Annotated in this window: 23 protein-coding genes and 1 tRNA gene; 11 read left to right on the top strand and 13 right to left on the bottom strand. The window is 66.8% G+C overall.

Annotated elements, in window-relative coordinates; genetic code table 11:
* On the bottom strand, positions 1-1069 hold a 1069-nt coding region (locus QM682_RS15995; RefSeq protein ID WP_415131496.1), incomplete at its 3' end, for an NAD(P)/FAD-dependent oxidoreductase.
* Between the two features lie 292 nt (positions 1070-1361).
* Between QM682_RS15995 and greA the strand changes: the two genes are divergently transcribed.
* Together greA and QM682_RS15985 are read left to right on the top strand one after the other, a co-directional pair.
* Positions 1362-1832 carry a transcription elongation factor GreA gene (gene greA, locus QM682_RS15990; RefSeq protein ID WP_415131494.1) on the top strand — a complete coding sequence of 157 codons (471 nt, stop codon included), beginning with the start codon at positions 1362-1364 and terminating at the stop codon, positions 1830-1832.
* Positions 1833-1850: 18 nt separating this feature from the next.
* Positions 1851-2891, top strand: a complete 1041-nt coding sequence (locus tag QM682_RS15985; protein ID WP_415131492.1) for a hypothetical protein — start codon at positions 1851-1853, stop codon at positions 2889-2891.
* A 9-nt stretch (positions 2892-2900) separates the two neighbouring features.
* Here the strand turns inward: QM682_RS15985 and QM682_RS15980 are convergent, their stop codons facing one another.
* Positions 2901-3494, bottom strand: coding sequence for a GNAT family N-acetyltransferase (locus QM682_RS15980; protein ID WP_415131490.1), 594 nt, complete (start codon positions 3492-3494; stop codon positions 2901-2903).
* 80 nt (positions 3495-3574) lie between these two features.
* Here QM682_RS15980 and QM682_RS15975 point away from each other — a divergent pair, with 80 nt between their 5' ends.
* Positions 3575-4363, top strand: a complete 789-nt coding sequence (locus QM682_RS15975) for an AzlC family ABC transporter permease (RefSeq protein WP_415131488.1) — start codon at positions 3575-3577, stop codon at positions 4361-4363.
* Positions 4360-4686 (top strand): AzlD domain-containing protein, encoded by a 327-nt coding sequence (locus tag QM682_RS15970; RefSeq protein WP_415131486.1) that lies wholly within the window; start codon positions 4360-4362, stop codon positions 4684-4686. The genes QM682_RS15975 and QM682_RS15970 overlap by 4 nt, the downstream gene beginning before the upstream one ends.
* On the opposite strand, the gene QM682_RS15965 is transcribed toward QM682_RS15970, so the two are convergent.
* From QM682_RS15965 to QM682_RS15950, 4 genes are read right to left on the bottom strand one after another with little or no spacing between them, the layout of a single operon-like run.
* Positions 4671-5318, bottom strand: a complete 648-nt coding sequence (locus QM682_RS15965; protein ID WP_415131484.1) for a hypothetical protein — start codon at positions 5316-5318, stop codon at positions 4671-4673. The two genes, QM682_RS15970 and QM682_RS15965, sit on opposite strands and share 16 nt — an antisense overlap.
* An 18-nt stretch (positions 5319-5336) precedes the next feature.
* A complete protein-coding gene (locus tag QM682_RS15960; RefSeq protein ID WP_415131482.1) occupies positions 5337-5489 on the bottom strand; it encodes an aa3-type cytochrome c oxidase subunit IV in 153 nt (50 codons plus the stop codon).
* Between the two features lie 57 nt (positions 5490-5546).
* The gene (locus QM682_RS15955; protein ID WP_415131480.1) at positions 5547-6569 is read right to left on the bottom strand and encodes an MBL fold metallo-hydrolase; all 1023 of its coding nucleotides are present in this window, start codon (positions 6567-6569) and stop codon (positions 5547-5549) included.
* Entirely contained in the window at positions 6566-8257 is a 1692-nt protein-coding gene (locus tag QM682_RS15950; RefSeq protein WP_415131478.1) for an acyl-CoA dehydrogenase, read from the bottom strand. The genes QM682_RS15955 and QM682_RS15950 overlap by 4 nt, the downstream gene beginning before the upstream one ends.
* A gap of 113 nt (positions 8258-8370) precedes the next feature.
* Here QM682_RS15950 and QM682_RS15945 point away from each other — a divergent pair, with 113 nt between their 5' ends.
* Entirely contained in the window at positions 8371-9321 is a 951-nt protein-coding gene (locus tag QM682_RS15945; RefSeq protein ID WP_415131476.1) for an L-threonylcarbamoyladenylate synthase, read from the top strand.
* A 70-nt stretch (positions 9322-9391) separates the two neighbouring features.
* Here QM682_RS15945 and QM682_RS15940 read toward each other — a convergent pair whose 3' ends face one another.
* Positions 9392-9964, bottom strand: a complete 573-nt coding sequence (locus QM682_RS15940) for a YqgE/AlgH family protein (RefSeq protein WP_415131474.1) — start codon at positions 9962-9964, stop codon at positions 9392-9394.
* A 117-nt stretch (positions 9965-10081) separates the two neighbouring features.
* On the opposite strand from QM682_RS15940, the gene QM682_RS15935 reads away from it, so the two are divergent.
* Entirely contained in the window at positions 10082-10861 is a 780-nt protein-coding gene (locus tag QM682_RS15935) for a protein-disulfide reductase DsbD domain-containing protein (RefSeq protein WP_415131472.1), read from the top strand.
* On the opposite strand, the gene QM682_RS15930 is transcribed toward QM682_RS15935, so the two are convergent.
* Complete coding sequence (locus QM682_RS15930; protein WP_415131470.1) at positions 10862-11668, bottom strand: uracil-DNA glycosylase; 807 nt, start codon at positions 11666-11668, stop codon at positions 10862-10864.
* A gap of 179 nt (positions 11669-11847) precedes the next feature.
* Here QM682_RS15930 and leuB point away from each other — a divergent pair, with 179 nt between their 5' ends.
* The 3 genes from leuB to QM682_RS15915 all read left to right on the top strand — a co-directional run bounded on the left by leuB (position 11848) and on the right by QM682_RS15915 (position 14146).
* Positions 11848-12969 (top strand): 3-isopropylmalate dehydrogenase, encoded by a 1122-nt coding sequence (gene leuB, locus QM682_RS15925; RefSeq protein ID WP_415131468.1) that lies wholly within the window; start codon positions 11848-11850, stop codon positions 12967-12969.
* A 58-nt stretch (positions 12970-13027) separates the two neighbouring features.
* Complete coding sequence (locus QM682_RS15920) at positions 13028-13978, top strand: DMT family transporter (protein ID WP_415131502.1); 951 nt, start codon at positions 13028-13030, stop codon at positions 13976-13978.
* 91 nt (positions 13979-14069) lie between these two features.
* Positions 14070-14146 (top strand) — tRNA-Pro (locus QM682_RS15915).
* Positions 14147-15440: 1294 nt separating this feature from the next.
* On the opposite strand, the gene QM682_RS15910 is transcribed toward QM682_RS15915, so the two are convergent.
* The 5 genes from QM682_RS15910 to QM682_RS15890 form a co-directional block, all read right to left on the bottom strand.
* The gene (locus QM682_RS15910) at positions 15441-15956 is read right to left on the bottom strand and encodes a GFA family protein (protein ID WP_415131466.1); all 516 of its coding nucleotides are present in this window, start codon (positions 15954-15956) and stop codon (positions 15441-15443) included.
* A gap of 110 nt (positions 15957-16066) precedes the next feature.
* Positions 16067-17755 (bottom strand): dipeptide ABC transporter ATP-binding protein, encoded by a 1689-nt coding sequence (locus tag QM682_RS15905; protein WP_415131464.1) that lies wholly within the window; start codon positions 17753-17755, stop codon positions 16067-16069.
* On the bottom strand, positions 17752-18648 hold the full coding sequence (locus tag QM682_RS15900) for an ABC transporter permease (protein WP_415131462.1): 897 nt from the start codon (positions 18646-18648) through the stop codon (positions 17752-17754). The genes QM682_RS15905 and QM682_RS15900 overlap by 4 nt, the downstream gene beginning before the upstream one ends.
* A gap of 1 nt (position 18649) precedes the next feature.
* The gene (locus tag QM682_RS15895) at positions 18650-19621 is read right to left on the bottom strand and encodes an ABC transporter permease (protein WP_415131460.1); all 972 of its coding nucleotides are present in this window, start codon (positions 19619-19621) and stop codon (positions 18650-18652) included.
* 23 nt (positions 19622-19644) lie between these two features.
* Positions 19645-20331 (bottom strand): creatininase family protein, encoded by a 687-nt coding sequence (locus QM682_RS15890; protein ID WP_415131458.1) that lies wholly within the window; start codon positions 20329-20331, stop codon positions 19645-19647.
* Positions 20332-20511: 180 nt separating this feature from the next.
* Between QM682_RS15890 and QM682_RS15885 the strand changes: the two genes are divergently transcribed.
* Together QM682_RS15885 and QM682_RS15880 are read left to right on the top strand one after the other, a co-directional pair.
* Positions 20512-21117 carry a MarR family winged helix-turn-helix transcriptional regulator gene (locus QM682_RS15885; RefSeq protein ID WP_415131455.1) on the top strand — a complete coding sequence of 202 codons (606 nt, stop codon included), beginning with the start codon at positions 20512-20514 and terminating at the stop codon, positions 21115-21117.
* 15 nt (positions 21118-21132) lie between these two features.
* Positions 21133-22713, top strand: a complete 1581-nt coding sequence (locus tag QM682_RS15880; protein ID WP_415131453.1) for an ABC transporter substrate-binding protein — start codon at positions 21133-21135, stop codon at positions 22711-22713.
* The last annotated feature ends 11 nt before the right edge of the window (positions 22714-22724 follow it).

Here is a 22724-nt window from a genome sequence, read left to right as displayed (position 1 = left end):
CCGCCGCGATGGCCGCCGCCGCCGCCTCGGCCGCCGCGATCCCCGACAGCATCGCATTGTGGTTGCCCTTGATCCTGGGCACGTTCACGAGGCCCGCCGAGCAGCCCAGCAGCGCCGCCCCCGGCACGGTCAGCCTGGGGATCGACTGCCAGCCGCCCTCGCTGATCGCGCGGGCGCCGTAGGCCACGCGCTTGCCGCCTTCCAGCAGGTCCGCGACCAGCGGGTGATGCTTGAAACGCTGGAATTCCATATAGGGGTAAAGATAGGGGTTCTTGTAGTTCAGATGCACGACAAAGCCGACAAGCACCTGATTTCCCTCAAGGTGATAGATGAAGCTGCCGCCGCCGGCATTGCCGCCCAGGGGCCAGCCCATGGTGTGGGTGACGGTGCCGGGCTTGGCCTTTTCGGCCGGGATCTCCCAGATCTCTTTCATGCCGAGGCCGAATTTCTGCGGCTCGTGGCCCTTGGACAGGTCGTATCTGCCGATCAGTTCCTTGGCGAGGCTGCCCCTCACGCCCTCGGCGATCAGGACATATTTGCCGCGCAACTCCATCCCCGGCTCGTAATTCGGGCCGGGGGTGCCGTCGGCGTCCAGGCCCATCTCGCCCGCGACGACGCCGACCACCCGGTCGCCCTCATAGACCAGGGCCGAGCAGGCCATGCCGGGAAAGATCTCGACCTCCAGCGCCTCGGCCTGTTCGGCCAGCCAGCGGCAGACATTGCCCATGCTGACGATATACTTGCCGTGGTTCGACATCAGCGGAGGCATCGGCCAGTTCGGCACGCGGACCTGGCCCTGTGGGCCCAGGACGTAGAAATTGTCCTCGGTGACCTCGGTGGCGACCGGCGCGCCACGCTCGCGCCAGTCCGGGATCAGCCGGTCCAGCCCCGAGATGTCCAGAACCGCCCCCGACAGGATATGCGCCCCGATCTCGGACCCCTTCTCAAGCAGAACCACGCTCAGGTCCGGGTTCACCTGCTTCAGACGGATCGCCGCCGAAAGACCGGACGGACCCCCGCCAACGATCACGACATCGTATTCCATCGACTCGCGGTCGATCTCGGACATGGCTCGGCTCCCGTTTCCTGGCTCGCGATTTCGGCATAGACCTATCCCGTAATGCCGCCAGCGGCAATCTTGCCGCTGCGGAGTTTGTGCCGGTCGCGACCTTTTCCGGGGTGCGGCCGAGGCTGGAACGGTCGCGGGGACTTGCAACGGGCACAGGAAGTCGCCACCATGCGCCCGGTTTTCAGCGAACGCCCTCGGCCAAAGGCCGGGGGCGTTCCAGCAAGTTTGATGGGCGCCGGCAGCTTGATTGGCGATCAAGGCAGGCCGCGCTTGGCGACCGAAAGGACTGGGAATGGAAAAGATACCGATGACCCGCGGGGGTTTCGACCAGCTTGACGAGGAACTGCGCGAATTGCGCGCGGTCGAGCGTCCCGCCGTGATCCGCGCCATCGCCGAGGCGCGCGAGCATGGCGATCTGTCGGAAAACGCCGAATATCACGCCGCGCGGGAAAAGCAGAGCTTCGTCGAGGGGCGCATCAAAGAGCTTGAAAGCATCATCTCGCGCGCCGAGGTGATCGACCCGTCCCGCCTGTCGGGCAGCATCAAGTTCGGCGCCACCGTCACGCTTCTGGACGAGGATACCGAGGAAGAGCGCACCTATCAGATCGTCGGCGAGGCCGAGGCTGATCTTGAGCGGGGGCTGCTGAACCTGCGCTCGCCTTTGGCCCGCGCCCTGATCGGCAAGGATGAGGGCGACAGTGTCGAGGTGGTGACCCCTGGCGGCGGCAAGTCCTACGAGATCATCTCGATCCGTTTCGTCTGATCCAGCGAGGAGAGGCCGATGGGCGCGCCGGAAAAATTGCAGCAGATGCTACTGGGCCAGGGCCGCGACCGGCTGAAGCTGATCGGTGTGCTGGTCAGCGTGGCTTGGCTTGGGCTGGTCTTGCTGGCCGCCTGGATGGCCCCCGAGGCCGAGGCCGAGGGGGCGCAGGCCATGGCCTGGTTGATCTGGCTTCTGGAGGCGCTGCTGCCGCTGGGCCTGATCTGGCTGGCCGTGGGCACCGCCCGCAGCCTGTTTGTCCTGCGAGACGAGGCCGAGGCCCTGCGCGGCCAGCTCAAGCTGATGCGTGAGCCGGGCGAGCCCCAGGCGCGTGCGTCCTTGGGTGCCGCCGTCGCGCCGCCGATGCCCGCGCCGGGGGCGCGGTCGCCTTTGCCAAAGCCCGCATCGACCCCTGCATCGGCCTCCGTGGCGGATCAGGTGGTCGAGAGCGCCGCGCCTGCCCTGCGCTTGACCCCGGCCGAGCTTTATTTCGCGCTGAACTTTCCCGAAGGCCCGGACGATCACGAGGCGATCCGCTGCCTGCGCTTGGCGCTGGGGGATCCCGAACTGGCCAAGCTGATCCGCGCCGCGCAGGATGTGATCACTTTGCTGGCCGCGCAGGGCCTTTATATGGATGACCTGACCGTGCCCGAGACCGACGCCGCCCTGTGGGGGCGCTATACCCAAGGCGCGCGGGGCGAGGAATTGCAGGGCCTGGCGGTGATCCGCAGCCCCGCCGCGCTGGCCCAGACCGGCGCCATGCTGGGACAGGACGAGGTATTCCGCGACGTGGCGCATCACTTCATGCGCCATTTCGACCGGCTTCTGGTCCAGCGCGCGCAAAGCGATGCTCCGGCCGTGCTGGCGGTCCTGTCCGAGACCCGCTCGGGCCGGGCCTTCATCCTGCTGGGGCAGGCCACTGGCACATTGGGCGGGCATGCCGCCGCATCGGCGTCCGGATCCCAGGCCGACGAGATCCCGGCCGAGGAACCCGAAGGCAATGGCGACGGGGCCGAGGGGGGAACCGAGGGCGGGGCCGAGTGGCCGCGCCAGGACGGTTGAGGCGGCGTCTCAATCGCCGGGCCGGACCTCGCGGCGCATGACATGCGCGGGCGAAAGCCAGGGCCAGCCCATTCTTTCACGGTAAGCCGCGCGGAAGCCCATCGCCGTCCAGGCATGCAGCGCCGCGCCATTGGCCGCGCGCACCTCGACGCGCAGGGCGGGGTGGCCCAGGTCGCGGGCCTGGACCTCGGCCTGGGCGATCAGGCTGCGGGCGACGCCCCTCTGTCGCCAGGACGCGGCAACGGCCACGCCGTCCAGGATCAGGTCCGGGCTGGCGCGGCCCTCAAGCATAAGAAGCTCCGTCGCACCATGGCCCAGCCGGCCCCGCCATGGTCCCAGCACCTCGCGGAATGCCTGGGGCCGCAGCGCCAGGAACCCGCCCTCGGTCCCGCGCAGACCGGCAAGGCCGATCAGCCGGCCGCTGGGCGCGATGGCGGCCAGCGCCCGCCTGGGCTGCATCAGCGCCCGGATCAGCGCCGCCCCCAGGTGCCGGGACAGGGGCCAGGGTTGTAGTTCGGGGCCGAAGCAATGCCAGTAAAGCCGCGCGGCCTGCGGCGCCAACTCGGGCGGGATGCCCGCCCGTATGGTCCAGCTTAGGCTCAATTCTCCGGCTCCCTTGCGCCGGCGCGGCGCTTTGGCCAATCTGCGCCCAATCCCTGGTGCAAGTCACGACGCAATCCATCATGTTCCGATCCCAGCCCTTTGCCGCGCCGACGCCCGAGGCCCGGCCCCTGACGCCCGAGCAGGCGCGCGTCCTGGCGCGCAGCCCGGCGCAATGCTTTCGCCATGGCCTGATCCAGGCGCTGCCCTTTCTGCTGGTGCTGGCGCCCTTCGGGCTGCTTTTCGGCGTGGTCTCGGGCGAGGCGGGGTTGGACCTGGGCCAGGTCATGGGCTTTTCGGTGCTGGTCCTGGCCGGAGCCTCGCAGTTCACGGCGGTCCAGCTTCTAAGCGATCATGCGCCGACCCTGGTGGTGATCCTGTCGGCCTTGGCGGTGAACCTGCGCATGGCGATGTATTCGGCCTCGCTGGTGCCCTGGCTGGGCAATGCCCGTCCGCGCCAGCGGGGGTTGATCGCCTATGTGCTGATCGATCAGACCTATGCGCTGGCGATCCAGCATTACGAGGCGAATCCCAGGCTGCGCATGGACCAGCGCGTGGCCTATTTCCTGGGCACGGCGCTTTGCGCCTGCGTGCCCTGGGCCGCCGCCTCGGCGCTGGGGTTCACGCTGGGCCGGGCGATCCCGGAAAGCTGGGCGCTGGATTTCGCTTTGCCGATCACCTTCATCGCCATGGTCGCACCCATGCTGCGCACGCCCGCGCATCTGGCGGCGGCCTTCGTCTCGATCACGGCCTCGCTGGCCTTCAGCGGGCTGCCCGCCGGGATGGGCATCCTGCTGGCGGCTCCCCTGGCCATGGCGGCGGGATCGTGGGTCGAGACCCTGGCCGAGCGGCGGAAAGGAGCCGGCGCATGAGATCCGATCTGACCATCTGGCTGGTGATCCTGGTCCTGGGCATCGGCACCTATCTGATCCGCTGGTCCTTTCTGGGCGCCATCGGCAACCGCGCCATCCCGGCCTGGGCCAGCCGCGCGCTGCGCTATACGGCGGTGGGCGTGCTGCCCGCTCTGGTCGCGCCGCTGACGCTTTGGCCGGCCGCGACCCAGGGTCAGCCCGATCCGGCGCGGCTGACGGCGGCGGGGGTGGCGCTGGCCGTGGGGATCGTCAGCCGCAACGTGCTGCTGGCGATCCTGTCGGGCATGGCCACGCTTTTCGCGGTGATTTACTGGACGGCGTGAAGCGCGCCGTCCGCCCCGTATCCGCGCACCACGCCGTTCTTCTGGCGCAGCAGCACGTTGTGGTTGTTGTCCGGGTCGCCATCCATGTGCTTTTTCGAGGTGACGCCGGGCAGGGTCAGGAACCAGCTTCGCAGCTTCAGCGGCGAAAAGCCCGTCGGCGCGCCCTGAAAGCCCGGCACCCGGCGCAGCGCCTCGCCGGTATTCACGGCGCAGAAGCTTTTGTTCGCGGCGCCCTGGGCCTCGACCGCGCGGATGGCCGCATCGGCGACGGAAAGCGGCACCTGCACCGTGTCCTCGGCGACCCAATAGGTCTCACGCGCGTGATAGTCGATGTAGAAATTCTTGAAGTTCGGCGTGATGCCGTAAAGCACGTCATGCCGTTCGGGGATGTCGGGATGGCGCCAGCTTCCGGCGGGATCGTAGATCACGCGCTGGCTGCCGTTGATCATCAGCGCCGAATGCCCGCCCTCGCCGCGCGGAATGCCGATCACCGTCAGCAGCGTGATCGAGGGCGGCTCGGGCGCGACATAGCGCGCGCGTCGCACGGCCTCGTCGCTGGCCCAGATATTGTCGGCACCGCAGGCGCCAAGCGCGACCGGCAGGGCCAGCGCCAGGAAGGCACGTCTTTGCATGAATGGCTCCGAAGATGGTCAGCTATTGGCCAGCGCCATGAAGATCAGCACGCCGATTGCCAGCCCCGCAACCCAAGTCGATGCCTTGATGAAGCCTGCGAAGGTCTTTTCGTGGTCGCGGATGTCCATTTCGCCGTGCTTGTGTTCGGCGATTTCGTGATGCGAGGCCATGGCTTCCCCCTGTTCGGCGCTGCTTGGCGAAAGGGATAGCCCAAGGCCGCGCCTCTGTCACGCCCCCCAAAGGACGGCGCCGTCCGAGGTGGTGCCGACCTGCTCCACCAGGCCCCGGCGGCGCAGGTGGTTCACATGGCCCGCCGCTTCGGCCAGGGCCAGGCCGAACTCGGCATCGCCGATCAGCCGGCGATAGAGCAGCTCGAAGCAATCGACGGTGCTGCGCGGCCCGACCCGCAGCCCGGCAAGCAGGCGCCGCAAGGCGGCCTCCTGGTTGTCGATCAACTGCGCCAGCCGCGTCGGCAACCCGCGATAGGGCAGGCGGTGGCCGGGCAGGATCAGGTGGCGGGCTTCGGCATGGGGCTGGAAGCGGCGGCAGCTTTCCAGCCATGCGCCGACCGGATCGGCGTCCGGCTCGTTCGGCTGCACGCCCAGATTGGGCGAGATCGCGGCCAGAAACTGATCGCCGCCGATCACCAGATCGTCATCCTGGGACCAAAGGGTCAGATGCTCGGGCGCGTGGCCCTCGCCCATGCGGACCAGCCAGGCGCGGTCGCCGAAAACGATGCGCTCGCCCTCGGTCAGGCGCTGATAGCCGGGTGGCAGGGGCGCCGCGCTGTCCGACATGTTGAAGGGGCGTTCTGCGGCGCGCCGGGCCAGCATCTTGGCCGGCATCCCGGCGCGGGTCCAGAAGGCCAGCGCCTGGGGTGTCGGACGCTCCTGCACGTCGAGGATCGCCATGCGCGCGGTCAGCCAGGCCGTCCGCGAGGTGATCAGCCGTGCCCCCTGCGCCTGAAACCAGCCCGCAAGGCCCATATGGTCAAGGTGGTGATGCGTGACGATCAGCCGCGTGACCGGGGCGCCGCGAAGCGGCCCGTCCAGCAGGCGCCGCCAGGCCGCGCGGCTGCGGGCGCTGTCGATGCCGGTGTCGATCAGGGTCCAGCCCTCGCTGTCGCGGAGGGCATAGACGTTCACGGTATCGGGCTTGAAGGGCAGGGGCATCTGCATCCACAGCACGCCCGGCGCGATCTCATGCGCTTCGCCCTCGGGCGGGGGGGTATGGGGTTCGGTGCGGATCACACGGTTATCTGGCCCAGCAGCAGCGCATCGTCAAGCTGTTCCAGATCCGCGACGCCCGCCCGCGCGGCGGCAAGATCCCCCGCCACCTGCGGCAGCACGCGCGAGGCATAGACCCGCGCCAGCGCGACCGAGCCGCCCCGCGTCGCGGCGCGCAGATGGAAATGCGCGCCCAGCACGCGGGCGAAGGCCGAAAGATAGGGCACCGCCCCGGCGAAACGGTCGGCCATGCCCAGATCCACCATGGCCCGCGTGGCGTCATGCAGGCTTTCGGCCGCATGCCAGACCTGATGCGCCAGTTCGGGGTGCGCGACCTGCGCGGCCTTGGCGCCGTCCAGCACCTCGTCCAGCAGCGCCAGCCCCGCCGCGCCCGCGTCCGAAAGCTTGCGCCCCACCAGGTCCATCGCCTGGATGCCGTTCGTGCCCTCATAGATCGCGGTGATGCGCACGTCGCGCAGGTATTGGGCGATGCCGGTCTCTTCGATATAGCCCATGCCGCCATGGACCTGAACGGCGGTATCGGCGACGCGGCAGCCGACATCGGTGCCATGGGCCTTGGCGATGGGGGTCAGGAAGGCGGCGCGCGCGGCCCATTCGGCGCCGCCCGTGGCCCTGGCCATGTCGATGGCGACGGCGCAGGACAGGCAGATGGCGCGCGCGGCGAAGACCTCGGCGCGCGAGACGGCCAGCATCCGGCGCACGTCCGGGTGGCGGATGATCGGTCCCATCTGCACCCGCTCCGCGGCATAGGCCACGGCCTTTTGCAGCGCCGCCTCGGCCTGGGCCACGCCCTGGACGCCGACGCCCAGGCGCGCGCAGTTCATCATGGTGAACATGGCGGCCATGCCCTTGTGCTCTTCTCCGACCAGCCAGCCGGTGGCGCCCTCGAAGCTCATGACGCAGGTGGGGCTGCCATGGATGCCCAGCTTGTGCTCAAGGCTGACGACGCGCAGACTGTTCGCGACGCCGGGCCGGCCCTGATCGTCGGGGATCAGCTTCGGCACCATGAACAGGCTGATCCCGCGCGTGCCCTTGCCCCCGTCGGGAAGGCGCGCCAGCACCAGATGGCAGACATTTTCGGTCACGTCGCTGTCGCCCCAGGTGATGAAGATCTTTTGCCCGGTGATGCGATAGCTGTCGTCGCCCGCCCGCTCGGCGCGGGTGGCCAGAGCCCCCACGTCCGAGCCCGCGCCCGGCTCGGTCAGGTTCATCGTCCCCGACCATTCGCCCGAGATCAGCCTGGGCAGGTAAAGCGCCTTCATCCTGTCGCTGGCGTGATGCTCCAGCGCCTCGATCTGGCCCTGGGTCAGCATCGGGTTCAGTTGCAGCGCCAGGCAGGCGGCGGCGGTCATCTCGTTGACGGCCATGTTCAGCGTCTGGGGCAGGCCCATGCCGCCATGTTCGGGATCGGCGGGCAGCCCGATCCAGCCGCCCTCGGCCAGCGCGCGGAAGGCATCGGCGAAGCCGGGGCTAGAGCGTAGCCCGCCATTTTCAAGCCGCGCGGGGGTCAGGTCGCCCAGCCGGTTCACGGGCGCGATCACGTCGCTGGCAAGCCTGCCCGCCTCGGACAGGACCGCGCTGACCGTTTCCGGGGTGGCCTCGGCGAAAAGCGGGGTTTCGGCCACTTGGCGGAAGGCGACGACCTGGTCCAGGATGAAGCCGATCTGCTCGACGGGTGCGCGATAGGACATGGGGCCCCTTTCTCTGGACGCCTTGGCAAAGCGGGCGCCGGCGCGTAACTGGTCCCTTGATCCGCATCATATGGACGCCATGGGCGCCAGCAACCCGAACCCGACGTAACACCATGCATACCCGCCTGCTTTCCCCCGACGATCAGGGCCTGGCCCAGGCCAGCGCGCTGCTGGCGCGCGGAGAGCTTGTCGCCCTGCCCACGGAAACGGTCTACGGCTTGGGGGGGGATGCCCGCGACGGCGCGGCGGTGGCGCGGATCTATGAGGCCAAGGGCAGGCCCAGCTTCAACCCGCTGATCGTGCATGTGCCCGACCTGGAGCATGCGGAACGTTATGCCCGGTTCGACACGGCGGCGCGGCACCTGGCGGAATGCTTCTGGCCCGGCGCGCTGACGCTGGTTCTGCCGCTGCGCGAGGGGGCGGGTATCGCCGCGCTTGTGACGGCGGGTCTGCCGACGGTCGCGATCCGCCTGCCCGCGCATCCGGTGGCGCAGGCGCTGCTGCGGCATTTCGGCGGCCCGCTGGCCGCGCCCTCGGCCAATCCCTCGGGGCGGATCAGCCCGACCAGCGCGGCGCATGTGGCCGACCCGCAGACGGGCCTTGGCGGCCGGATCGCGGCGGTCATCGATGCGGGCGCCTGCCCGGTGGGCGTGGAATCGACGATCATCGGCTGGCGGGACGGCCAGCCCCTGCTGCTGCGCCCCGGCGGCATCTCGGCCGAGGCGATCGAGGCCGCGCTGGACCGGCCCCTGATCCGCCCCGCGCTTGACCCCGAGGCGCCGAATGCGCCCGGCCAGCTCACCAGCCATTACGCCCCGCGCGCAAGGCTGCGCCTGAACGTCACGGTCCCTCGGCCGGACGAGGTGCTGATCGGCTTCGGCCCGGTTCGGGGCCAGATGTCGCTTAGCGAAACCGGCGACCTGACCCAGGCGGCGGCCCGCCTTTTCGACCTGCTGCGCCGCGCGGATGAAACCGGCCTTCCCATCGCTGTGGCACCCATTCCGCAGACGGGCCTTGGCGCCGCGATCAACGACCGCCTGAGCCGCGCCGCCGCCCCGCGCTGAGCGTCCCGGTCCATCCCGTTTTCCAGATCATCAGCGCCCGCCCGCCTGGCGGCGTCCCAAGGCGACAGCCTCAGGCGTGGCCCGCGCTGGGTGACAGCACCAGCGGGTCGATCCCCATCCCCTTCAGCGCCGCGCGCCATTTGCCGGGATTGTCATGGCCGAAGATGATCTCCTCGAAACAGTCCGAGGTCAGCCAGCCATTCTCCAGGATCTCGCCGTCCAGTTGCCCCGGCCCCCAGCCGGCGTAACCCAGCGCCAGCATGGCGGGCTGCGGGCCGCGGCCATTGGCGAAATCCTCCAGGATGTCGCGGGTGGTGGACATGGCCAGGCTCTCGCCGATGCGCATGCGGGTCTCGTCGATCTGCTCGCCCTTGGGGATGCGGTGCAGGACGAAGCCGCGCCCCGGCTCGACCGGGCCGCCGAAGCGCACGGGAATGTCCAGCGCGTTCTGCGCCACGTCGATGCCGAGCTGGCCCAGAAGATCGGCGAATCCCACCTCGGGCAGGGGACGGTTCACCACCAGCCCCATGGCGCCATCCTCGGAATGGGCGCAGACGAGGATCACGGAATGCTGGAAGCGTTGATCGCGCATTCCGGGCATGGCGATCAGCATCTTCCCGGTAAGGTTGCTTCTTGGGTCCAACGGACTCTCCCCTTGGCTTTCCCCCAAGATCGGCCCTTGGCGCGGTTTTCGCAAGTCCCTGCCGGTTTTGTGACTTCACCCCGCGCGGCCTGGCTGCCTATGAAGGACGCCATGAGAATGCTTGCGGCCCTTCTGTTCCTCCCCCTCGCGGCGCTTGCGCAAGAGCCGCCCCCGCCCGGCCAGCCGCTGCCGCCGGGTGTCGTCTCGGCCCGCCTGCTGCCCGGCTGGACCACCGCCGATGGCCATCGCATGACCGCCCTGGAACTGCGGCTGGAACCGGGCTGGAAGACCTATTGGCGCAGCCCCGGCGATGCCGGCGTGCCGCCGCGCTTCGACTGGCGCGGATCGGCCAACCTGGCCCTGGTCGAGCCGCATTGGCCCCGCCCCGAGGTGATCGAATCGGGCGGCACCCGCACGCTTGGCTATCATGACCGGCTGGTGCTGCCGCTGGAGATCACGCCCGTCCAGCCGGGCCAGCCGGTCGATCTGCATGCGATGGTGGATTTCGGCCTTTGCCGCGACATCTGCGTGCCGGCGCGGATCAGCCTGACCGCGCCCCCCGCCGGTCCCGGTCCCGATCCGCAGGTCGAGGCGGCGCTGGACCGCGTTCCCCACCGCGCGTCGCGCCAGCCCGAATGCCGGGTCGAGGAGATCGCCGACGGCATGCGCGTCACCGCGATCTTTCCCGAACTGGCGCCCGAGGTGGCGATGGAACTGCCCGATGTCCCGGTCTGGGTCTCGCAACCGGAACTGAGCCGCCGCGACGGCCTGCTCAGCGCCAGCGCCGATTTCGTCGCCGAGACCGGCAAGCCCTTCGCGCTGGATGTATCGCGCCTGCGCATGACCCTGATCGACGGCGACAGCGCCACCGAATACCTGGGTTGCAGCCGGGGCTAGCTAGCCGTCCAGCCGGGCCGACAGCGACAGCAGATCCGCCCATGCCTCGCGCTTGGCCAGGGGGGTGCGCAGCAGATAGGCGGGATGGGTCATGGGCAGGACCGGCAGGCCGAATGCCTCGGCCCATTGCCCGCGCAGCTTCAGGATGCCCTGCCGGTTCAGCACCGCCATGCAGGGGGTGTTGCCCATCAGCACCAGCACCTGCGGCTGCGCCAGTTCGACATGGCGGCGCAGGAAGGGCAGCATCATCGCGATCTCGGCCGGCTCGGGGCGGCGGTTGCCGGGGGGGCGCCAGGGCAGGACATTGGTGATATAGATCGCCCTTTCCGCATCGACGGCGCCGCGCGAAAGTCCGATGGCACCGAACATGCGATCCAGAAGCTGGCCCGCGCGGCCGACGAAGGGCTTGCCCTGCTGGTCCTCTTCCTCGCCCGGAGCTTCGCCGATGATCATCACCCGCGCGCGCGGGTTGCCGTCCGAGAAGCAGAAATTCCGCGCCCCCTTCTTCAGGTCGATGCCGTCGAACCCCTCTTGCGCCTCGGCCAGTTGTTCCAGCGTCATGGCCTGCGCGGCCAGCACCTCGGCCTGCGCGCCCTGGTCCTGGGCGGGGTCGGGAATGGGGTCCGGGATCGGGGCCCGCGCGGACGGGGCGGGGCGGGGCGGGGCGGCCCGGTCCGGCAGGTCATAGCGGTCGATGGGCGCGTCCAGGCACGGCTCATCCGCGCCCAGCTCTGCCTGCCATTGCAGAAGAGCAAGCGCCGTCCGCGCATCCAGCGCGAATCCCCGATAGGTCGGATCAGCCGTCATGCCGGACAGGCTAAGGCCGGCGACGGGCGGCGGCAAGTTCCTTGCGGCCGTCGGGTCCGCGCCCGGCCCCGCGCCGTGTCTTGCTCCTTGTCCCGCGCCGCCGAACTCGCCTGAACTTGACGCAGGCGCGAGGCTTGTCTAGGCGGTCTGGCAAAACGACATGCGAGGAGATGCCTGCGATGACCACCCATTCCCTGCTGATCCTGCCCGGCGACGGCATCGGCCCCGAAGTCATGGCCGAAGTGCGCAAGGTCATCGGCTGGTTCCAGTCGAACAAGGGCATCGAATTCGAGGTGTCCGAGGATCTGGTCGGCGGCGCGGCCTATGACAAGCACGGCAAGCCCCTGGCGGATGAGACCATGGCCAAGGCCCAGCAGGTCGATGCCGTCCTGCTGGGCGCCGTCGGCGGGCCGAAATACGACAATCTGGACTTCAGCGTGAAGCCCGAGCGCGGCCTGCTGCGCCTGCGCAAGGAGATGGACCTGTTCGCCAACCTGCGCCCGGCGCAATGCTTCGACGCGCTGGCCGACTTCTCGTCGCTGAAACGCGAGGTGGTGGCCGGGCTGGACATCCTGATCGTGCGGGAACTGACCTCGGGCGTCTATTTCGGCGAGCCGCGCGGCATTCATTCCGACGACAACAACCCCGAGAACGAGGGCGGCCGCGTCGGCATCAACACCCAGCGCTACACCAGCGGAGAGATCCGCCGCGTCGCCCGCGCCGCTTTCGAACTGGCGAAAAAGCGCGGCAACCGCGTCTGTTCGATGGAAAAGGCCAATGTGATGGAATCGGGCATCCTCTGGCGCGAAGAGGTGCAATGGGTCCACGACAACGAATATCCCGAGGTCGAACTGTCGCACATGTATGCCGACAACGGCGCCATGCAGCTTGTGCGCAATCCGCGTCAATTCGACGTGATCGTGACCGACAACCTGTTCGGCGATCTTCTGTCCGACGCGGCGGCGATGCTGACGGGCAGCCTTGGGATGCTGCCCTCGGCCAGCCTTGGCGCGCCTATGGCGAACGGCAAGCCCAAGGCGATGTATGAGCCGGTCCACGGCTCGGCCCCCGACATCGCCGGCCAGGGCAAGGCCAACCCCATCGCCTGCATCCTGAGCTTTGCCATGTGCCTGCGCTATTCCTTCGACCTGGGCGCCGAGGCGGATCTGCTGGAGGCCGCGATCGAGAAGGTGCTGGCCGACGGATTGCGCACCGCCGACCTGATGGGCCCCGATGGTGGCACCCCGGTCTCGACCTCGCAGATGGGCGACAAGATCCTTGAGGCTCTTTCCGGGCTTTGACGATTTCCGGGCCGCGCTTTCGGGCGCGGTCTTTTCCGGCCGGCTCGGGCAAGGGGACATGATGACGGGCAATCTGCGCGGAGCCTTGCTGGGGCTGCTGGCGATGGGGATCTATTCGACCCATGATGTCATCATCAAGTTTCTGGGCGAGACCTATCCGCCGCTTCAGATCCTGTTCTTTTCGGCTCTGCTCAGCTTTCCACCGCTGGCGGTGTTGCTGCTGCGCGATCCGACGCATGGAACCCTGCGGCCGCGCTCGCCCTTCTGGGTCGGGCTGCGCTCGCTCTGCATCGTCAGTTCGGGGATCGGCGGCTTCTTCGCCTTTTCGGTGCTGCCGATGGCGCAATGCTATTCCATCCTTTTCGCGGCTCCGCTTCTGGTCACCGTCCTGTCGGTTCCGATCCTGGGAGAGCGGGTGGGCCTGCAACGCTGGATCGCGGTAGCGGTGGGGCTGGCCGGGGTGCTGGTGGTGCTTCGCCCCGGCGCGACCTCGCTGGGGCTGGGCCATGCGGCGGCGCTGCTGGGGGCCTTCTCTACCGCCATGTCGGCGGTCTCGGTGCGCAAGCTCGGCCGGTCCGAGCGCACGGTGATCCTGATCCTGTGGCCGATCATCGGCAATTTCGTCCTGACCGGGATCTCGCTGGGCTTCGCCTATCGCCCGATGCTGGCGGGGGATCTGGCGCTGGCCGGGGCCATCTCTCTTTTGGGTCTGACGGCGGGGTTCCTGCTGATCCTGGCCTATCAGTCGGCCGAGGCGGCCAATGTCGCGCCGATGCAATATTCGCAGATGATCTGGGCCATCGGCTATGGCTGGCTGCTGTTCGGAGAGCGCCCCGATGGCGCCACCCTGCTGGGGGCCGCGCTGATCATCGGCTCGGGGCTTTACATCCTGATGCGCGAGCGCAAGGGCGGCTCGCGCCTGCGCCCGGCGACCGAGGCGAGGTTGCGGGCCGAGACCGTCACCGCCCCGCGCCCCAGCCTGCTGGGCCGGCTGTGGTGGCGCGGCTGATCGGGTTGCGGTGGAGACAGCCGGTCGTGGCGAAAACCGAAAGATGCCCCTTGCAATCCCCTGCGCGACGGGCTACCTGCCGCCTCACGGTCGGAGCGTAGCGCAGCCTGGTAGCGCACCTGCTTCGGGAGCAGGGGGTCGGAGGTTCGAATCCTCTCGCTCCGACCATTTTCCCGTTATAGCGTTTCAGATTATTTCAAAAATGCGGTCTTTCTGGATGATAGATGAGCCAAACGCGTTGGCTAATCTGTCAAATGCGTGACTTACAGCATTTTTGTCTGCTTAACGTAACGCCCGGAGCGTCGATACCGGCCCATAGCCGCTGACCTGCCCCTCGGAACCCTGACCAACCTTGCGCGGTTGGACGTCGCCATCTTGCCGAAGAGGGATCACTACCGGGGCCTGTCGCCGCCCCGATCCATCGCATGACGAGACGGACTTTACCGCCTGCAAATAATGTCGAGAACCTCGGGACCCGGGTGAGAGAGACATGAGGCGATCCCACACGAATGACAACGCTGGGAGGTCGTAATTTGAAGGTGGTCTGAAAGTTTGGGCAGCAAGACGCGTGCGATACGTTTAAAATGAAACAAGAGGCAGCCGGCAAAAAACATGCTGGTCAAAGCCGCTGGATTCGTTCAAGGTTCTTAGGAGAATAGAGCAAGATTTGGCGAAATTCCATACCGTGATGGCGTTTCAGAGAGTCTTGCCTTTTGTGTCAAAAGGTAGCCCTCTGGTGAGGTCAAGAGCTTCGCGGCTGGGTTCGCCGGACCGGACCGGGCCACTCACATGAAACTTTGCCATGTAACCCTAGAGGCGATGACCAGCCCGGCCCCATAGCGGTCGGTTGGACCGGCTCTTTGCTGCACTGCCGCATAGTTCTGACCATGGAGAGTTCGACGCCGGTTTGGGTGTGTTAATTCGGGTCGACCGAAAACTGCCTAGTGCAGAAATCTACCACACGATCGATTCGATTGGTGGAGTAACTCGGGTAGCTCAACAAAATTCCGTCGCGCGCGATCTTCAAGTTCATCGATGTCGGCTCCGTCAAGCATCGCCCCATACGCATCATAGAAAGCCGTCAGCGTGGGTGCCGCATTAATTCTAAGTCTGCGGACAGGGCCCGGTTTTGCTGCCAAGTAGCTCCGCAACGCTTCATCCGGCATCGCGGCAAGCTCTTCGGGGGACGCGTTCAAACGCAAGCAGAGCCGGCCATTGGGTTGATCCGGATCGGGGCCGAGGCAGACGACCGGCGTGTGATAGGCTTGGTTGGCAAAGAACTCCGTGAGGAAAACCCATCCTCTGAGACAACGAAATCGCCTACTGCCGATTGCTCTACCGGGTGGACGGTGACAGCGCCACGGTGCTGGCGGTCAGGCACCAGAAGGAAGCGGGGTATTCCTGAAGGCCGACCGACATAGCTCTGTCGCTGTTCTGGTCGGTTTGAGCCCTTAGCGGACGGTTAGTCGGCCTTTCCCCCGCGAAGCCATGAACGGTCCGCCGGAACGGTTTTGAACCCTTGCGCACCTTCCGGGATGACAACCCACTTCTGGGCGCTTCGCAGAAAAACGTGGTGACTGGGGTTCAGCCATGAGGTGTCGTCCAGCGTTCCGGGCTTGAGGCTGATCTGGCCGGGGCTTCGGTCGGTCTGATGTTGGATGCGGGTGCCGCAATCCGGGCAGAATGAGTTGGTGAAAACCTGACCGCTATCCGCCGTGCGCCTGAAGGTTTTTAGCGTTCCCTTCGTCAGGGAAAAACTCTCGGCAGGAATCCGCATCGCCATGCCAAACGCGCTTCCTGACTGGGTTTGGCAGATCGTGCAGTGACACGCATAAACAACTATAGGGGCGGCGCTGATCGTGTAGCGGATCGCGCCGCATTCGCAGCCGCCATGATAGGGAGGTTCCACCTGTTTGTTCCTGAAGACCCTGCGCGAGACCATGCTTTCATATTCCGGGAACGGCAGCAACGTCCGCATATCCGTATCTATGCGCGCTTGGCCAGGCGGGCTGCGGGATCTGCCCGGATGTCGGCGCGGGGTGAGTGGCCGATGCGAGCGCCCCTGCCATGACGCTCCTTTTTGTCCTGTCAGGATGCCAGCCGGGGAATCGCGTCCAGCAGCATCCGCGTATAGGGCTGCTTCGGTGCGTGGAAGATGTCCGAGGCGCTGCCTGTCTCGATGATCTCTCCGTGGCGCATCACCACCACGCGGTCGCACAGGTGATGCACCACCGACAGGTCATGGCTGATGAACAGCAGCGTCAGGTTCAGGTGGCGGCGCAGTTCCATCAAAAGATTGATGACCTGCGCCTGGATTGACACGTCTAGCGAGGCCACCGGCTCGTCGCAGACGATCACCTCGGGCTGCATGGCCAGGGCGCGGGCAATGGCGATGCGCTGGCGCTGGCCGCCCGAGAACTGGTGCGGATAGCGGTTCGCCAGTGCCGGATCGAAGGCCACGGCGCGCAGCCAGCGTTCGACATAGGCGCGCGCCTCGGCCCTTGTGCAAAGACCGTGCGCGATCGGCCCTTCGGCCACCGATTGAAAGATCGTGCGGCGCGGGTCGAGCGAGGCGAAGGGATCCTGGAAGATCATCTGGACCTTGGTGCCGCGCTTGCGCTCGCCTTGCATCACCGGCTCGCCGCCGACGCTGACCGTGCCGGCGCTTGGCGCGATGATGCCGCAGAGGATGCGCCCCAGCGTCGATTTCCCCGAGCCGGATTCGCCGACAAGGCCCAGGATCTCGCCCCGCGCGATGCTCAACGAGGCCGATTTGACCGCATGAACTCGCGCCGGCTCGCTTGCCAGGCCCAGCCGTATTCCCAGCCGCCGCAGCATTCCGGCCGGGCGCTGGAACAGCTTGTCGATGCCCCGCATCTGGATGAATTGCGGATCGGCGGGCGCGCCCACGGCCGAGCCGCTCAGCTTCGAGGGGTCTAGCCTGCCCGCCGCCTCGGTCGCGCCCGAGGCCAGCAACTCGCCCGGTTGCGAGCGCGAGGGCAGGGCATCCAGCAGCGCCTGCGTATAGGGATGCTTCGGGGTGTCCAGCACCGCGCGCACGGGGCCCGCCTCGACGATCTCGCCCCGCCGCATTACGGTGATATTGTCGGCGATCGAGGACACGGTGGCAAGGTCGTGGCTGATCCAGATCAGCGAGGTGCCCATCTCGGCGACCAGCGCCTTGACCACCTTCAGGATTTCCGCCTGGACCGAGACATCCAGCGCGGTCGTCGGCTCATCCGCGATCACCAGCCGGGGCCGATGCAGCAAGGCGATGGCGATGGCGACCCGCTGGCGCATCCCGCCCGAGAATTCATGCGGATACTGGTCCACCTTGCGCTCGGGCTCGACGATGCGCACGCGGTCCAGCGCCTCGACCGCCCGGTGGCGGAGCTCGGCATCCGAAACCTGTTCATGCGCGCGGATCGCCATGCCGATCTGGTCGATGATCCGCACCACGGGGTTCAGCGTCATCATCGGATCCTGGAACACCATCGAGATGTCCTTGCCCCGGATGGCGCGCAAGGCGCTTTCGTCCAGCCCGACCAGTTCGCGCCCCTCGAAGCGGATGGAGCTGCCTTCCTCGATCCGGCCGGGCCTGTCGATCAGCCCGATCAGCGAAAAGCCGGTGATCGACTTGCCCGAGCCGGATTCGCCGACCAGCCCCATGATCTCGCCGCGCGCCAGCGAAAAGGAGATGCCATCGACCGATTTCACGATGCCCCGGTCGGTGTGGAACCATGTGCGCAGATCGCGCACCTTCAGCAGGTCGGTCATTTGCGCAGCCTCGGGTTCAACTGGTCGCGGATCTGATCGCCGACCAGGTTGATCGCCATGATCAGGATGATAAGCGCCACGCCCGGATAGATCGCGATCCAGTAGCGGCCGGACATCAGGTATTGGAAGCCGTTCGCGATCAGCATCCCCAGCGATGGCTCGGTCGCCGGCAGGCCGACGCCCAGGAAGGACAGCGTGGCCTCAAGCGAGATCGCCGAGGCGACCTGGACCGTCGCGACCACGATCAGGGGCGGCAGGGCGTTGGGCAGGATGTGGCGGGTGATGACGAACCAGCCGCCCATCGGCACCGAAAGCGCGGCCTGGACGTAATCCTTTTGCCGCTCGGCGGCGGCGGCGCCATGGGCGGTGCGGACGAAATAGGCGTATTGGGCAAAGACCAGCGCCAGGATCAGTTGCTGCTTGCCCTGTCCCAGCACGGCGGCGACCACGAAAGCCAGAAGGATCGCCGGGAACGACAGCTGTATATCGACGATGCGCATGATCAGCGACTCGATCCGCCCGCCGACATAGGCGGCGCTGCATCCGACCACCGCGCCGATGGTGAAGGCGATGGCCCCGGCCATCAGCCCCATCTGCAGGGAGATCCGCAGGCCATAGACGATTGCCGAAAGCAGGTCGCGGCCCTGGCTGTCGGTGCCCAGCAGATGCAGGATCCCGTCGCGGCCGACATAGCCCGGCGGACGGCGCGCATCGCGCAGCACCAGCGATTTCAGGTCATAGGGATCCTGCGGCACGATGAAGGCGGCGAAGACCGCGGCAAAGACGATCAGGACCACCACCGCCAGCGCCACCAGCGCCACCTTGTTGCGGCGGAAGTCGCGCCAGAACTGCGCGAAGGGCGATATGGAACCCGTGGATGCTGCCGTCGCCATCTCAGTGCTTCCCATGCCGCAGGCGGGGATCAAGCGCGGCATAGGCCAGATCCACGCAAAGGTTGATGACCACGAACAGCGCCGAGACCAGCATGAGGTAGGCAACCATCACCGGCCGGTCGAGCGAGGTGATCGAATCCACGATCAGCTTGCCCAGGCCCGGCCAGCTGAAGATCGTCTCGGTCACCAGCGCGAAGGCCAGCGTCGAGCCCAGTTCCAGCCCGAAGACCGTGCCCAGCGGGATCGAGATCAGCTTCAGCACATGGCGGCGCAGGATGGTGCGTTCCGGGATGCCGGCGGCGCGGGCGAACTTGATGGTGTCGGTCAGCATGACCTCGCGCGTGCCGGACGCGGCCAGCCGGCACATCATCGACATCTTGAACAGCGACAGGTTCAGCGCCGGCAGGATCAGGTGCGACCAGCCGTCCAGCGTCAGGAACGAGAAAGGCACCCCGAAAAGCTCGCGCGTGGCGCCGCGCCCGCCGGCGGGCAGGACGCCCAGTTGCACGGCGAAGACCATGATCAGCATCAGCCCGATCCAGAAGGTCGGCACCGAAAAGCCCAGGATCGACGCCGCCATGATCACGCGCGAGATTTTGCCGTCGGGCCGGTAGCCCGCATAAACCCCCAGCGGTATCCCCACCGCCGAGGCGAACAGCACCGCGATCAGCGTCAGCTCCAGCGTCGCCGGCAGTTTCTGCGCGATGAGTGTTCCCACCGGCATGTTGAAGACGAAGGAACTGCCCAGGTCTCCGGTCAGAAGGCGTTGCAGGAATTGCAGGTATTGCTGCCAGATCGGCAGGTCGAAGCCATATTGCTCGATCACCTGCTGGCGGATGGCCTGCGTCGCATCGGGCGAGATCAGCACATCGACCGGGTTGCCGATGACATAGACGCCGGCGAAGACCAGCACCGACATGACCAGCAGCACGACCAGGGCTTGTGCGAACCTGTGGATGATAAACGATGCCATCGGGCCTCCGTGGGTCGGGGCTGTCAGTGCCAGCCGTGTTCGATCTCGTGCCGGGTTTCCTCGACCGCGACCTGCCAGATCGCCAGCATGTCCGCGTCGGGGCGTTGGAAGACGCCGTGATAGTTGCCCTCGGCGATGCGTTCGCGCTTGCGCCAGGCGTCCACGCGGGCGGTGGCGTCGAAGTCGATCCGCTGCTTGGCGAAGTTCGGCACCGGGGCACCCTCGATCCGGGTCCAGGGAAAATTCTCCATCCAGCTTGCATGCGAGGCGGCGGGATCGGTCTGTTGCACCTTGGCCCAGGTCCGGGGCGCGCGCCACCAGTCATGCAGCTTGACCGAGGTGTCGCGATGCGCGTTCATCCATTCGGTCAGCAGCGGATTGACCGGCGTATTGCCGCCATGGCCGTTCACGATCAGGATGCGGCGAAAGCCCGAGCGATAGACGCTGTCCAGCATGTCCTCGACCACCGCCAGATAGGTGCGCAGCCGCAGCGTCATCGTGCCCGGAAAGGCCGCGAAGCCCGAGGCCATGCCGAAGGGCAGGCAGGGATAGACCGGAACGCCCGTGGGTTCCGCCGCCTCGACCGAGACGCGCTCGGCCAGGATCATGTCGGTGGCAAGGCTAAGGTAGGCGTGCTGCTCGACCGAGCCGATCGGCAGGATGCAGCGGTCGTCCTGCGCCACGCGGGCTTCGACCTGTCCCCAGTTCATGTCCTGAATCCGCACCGCATTCCCCTCGCTTGCAGCTTGGCCCCGGCCTTAGCCATGCTGCCAAATATTTCCGCACCGGCCGATTGCGGTTCCATTAGGAACAACAATTCAGATTGACGCAAGATATTTTCCGCGCTTACGGTTCCATATGGAACTGTTGGTGAAAATGCGGGCATCCTGATGGATGATGAAATACGCCAGTCCCTGTATGAAGGCAGGGCCGGGCGGGACATGCCCCTGACTGCCGAGGGCATTCCCGAAGACAGCCCCCTGCGGACTCGCCTGTGGGGGAATCCCTGCTGGTTCTCGTTTCGGCTGAATTACCTGGCGCTGCTGTTCAACAACCCCGTCTACGGCCTCATCCAGAACAGGCTGGGCCTTTTGCGTCCCGATTTCGTCGTGCTGTGGTCGCTGTATCTGGGCGGGCCTTCAACCCTGACCGATGTCGTCCGCGCCTCGGGTTTTCCCAAGAACACGCTTAGCCGCGCGGCCAACAAAGTGCATCGCCTTGGCCTGATCGAGCGCGAGGGCGACGCGGACGATCAGCGGCGGGTCACATTGCACCTGACCGGCAAGGGCCGCGCCGCCGTCGCCTCGGTCAAGGCCGCCATGCTGGGGCACGAACGCCGGATGCTGGACTGTCTCAGCCCCGCGGAACGGCTGAACCTGTCCGAGATCCTGACGAAGCTGGTCGCGGCCTCAGGGGACTGGCCGCAATCGCTTTGCGACGACCTGGCGCCGCAAGACACCGAAAAGACCGGCCTGCTGCCGGCGGACCAATCCTAGCCCAAGAGGGAACCCATGCAACTGACCCCCATGCTTCGCGCAATCCTGCTGGCGACCGCGCTTGCGTCGCCGATTCCGGTGCTGGCCGAAGACCTGGTCATCGCGACCAAATCCGGTCCCGCCTCGATGGACCCGCATTTCACCGCGACCTCGGCCAATGCCGAGGCGACCAAGCAGGTCTTCGACACCTTGCTGAAATCCGGCAACGACCTTCAGGTCGAGCCGATGCTGGCGACCGAATGGAAGGCCATCGACGATACGACCTGGGAGTTCAAGCTTCGCGAGGGCGTGAAATTCCATGACGGCTCGGATTTCACCGCCGAGGATGTGAAATTCTCGATCGAGCGCATCCCGAACGTCACCGGGCCGAACCCGACGACGGTTTATGTCCGCCGCGTCGCCGGGATCGAGATCGTCGACCCGCATACCATCCGCATCAAGACCAACGGCCCGGCGCCGACGCTGCCCAACGACTTCGTGCGGCTGTTCATCGTCTCGCATGGGGCGGCGGCGGATTATTCCACCAAGGACAGCTCGGCCGAGGGCTTCAACTCGGGCAAGGCCGCCATCGGAACCGGCCCCTACAAATTCGTCAGTTGGGCGCCGACGCAGGATCTGGTGCTTGAGAAATTCGACGGCTATTGGGGCGGCGCGCAGCCTTGGGACAAGGTGACGCGCAAGGAAATCCCGAACGACGCCGCCCGCGTGGCGCAACTGCTGGCGGGGCAGGTGGACCTGATCTCGAAGATCCCGGCGACCGACCTGTCCAGCGTGGAACAGGACAGCGCGCTGAAGGTGGTCAAGAATCCCTCGGCCTTCATCCCCTATCTGGAATTCGACTTCCGCGAGGATACGCCGCAGGTCTGGGACAATTCCGGCAAGAAGGTCGAGAAGAACCCCTTCCTGGACCCGCGCGTGCGCGAGGCTTTCGACCTGGCCCTGGACCGCGAGACGATCATCGAATTCGCGCTGGAAGGCATGGGGGTGCCGGCCACCCAACTCGTGACCCCGACCGTCTTCGGCTATAACAAGGACATCGCCGCGCCGGTCTTCGACCTGGACCGCGCCCGCGCCTTGATGGCCGAGGCCGGCTATCCCGAGGGTTTCAAGGTGACGCTGGCCTATGCCAATGACCGCATGCCGACCGAGCTTGGCCCGACCATCGCCCAGCTTCTGGCCGCCATCGACATCAATGTCGATGTGCAGGGCGTGCCCGCGACGGTGTTCAACCCGGCCAAGACGCGCGGGGAGTATTCGCTTTACATGGCTTCCTGGGCCACGCTGACGGGCGAGGCCAACTATACCCTGTCCGCGCTGATGCACACTAACCAGCCGGAAAAGTCGCAGGGCGCGTTCAACGTGCGCGGCTATTCCAACCCCAAGATGGACGAATTGATCGAAGCCGCCGCCGCCGAGATGGACGAGGCCAAGCGCAAGGCCCTGCTTGAGGAAGCCAATATGCTGGTCGCGACGGATCGGCCGGACCTGCCTTTGGCGATCAACGTATCGGCCTGGGGGATGAAAGCCGACAAGGTGACCTATACGCCGCGCGCGGACGAAGACACCATCGCGATGGATGTTCACCCCGTGAAATGATCCCGCGCCCC

This window comes from Paracoccus sp. (in: a-proteobacteria) (assembly GCF_047605025.1).
In the GTDB taxonomy this organism is placed as follows: domain Bacteria; phylum Pseudomonadota; class Alphaproteobacteria; order Rhodobacterales; family Rhodobacteraceae; genus Paracoccus.
Note: the sequence above shows the minus strand (reverse complement) of the source record. Positions and strands in the feature narration are given on the sequence as shown.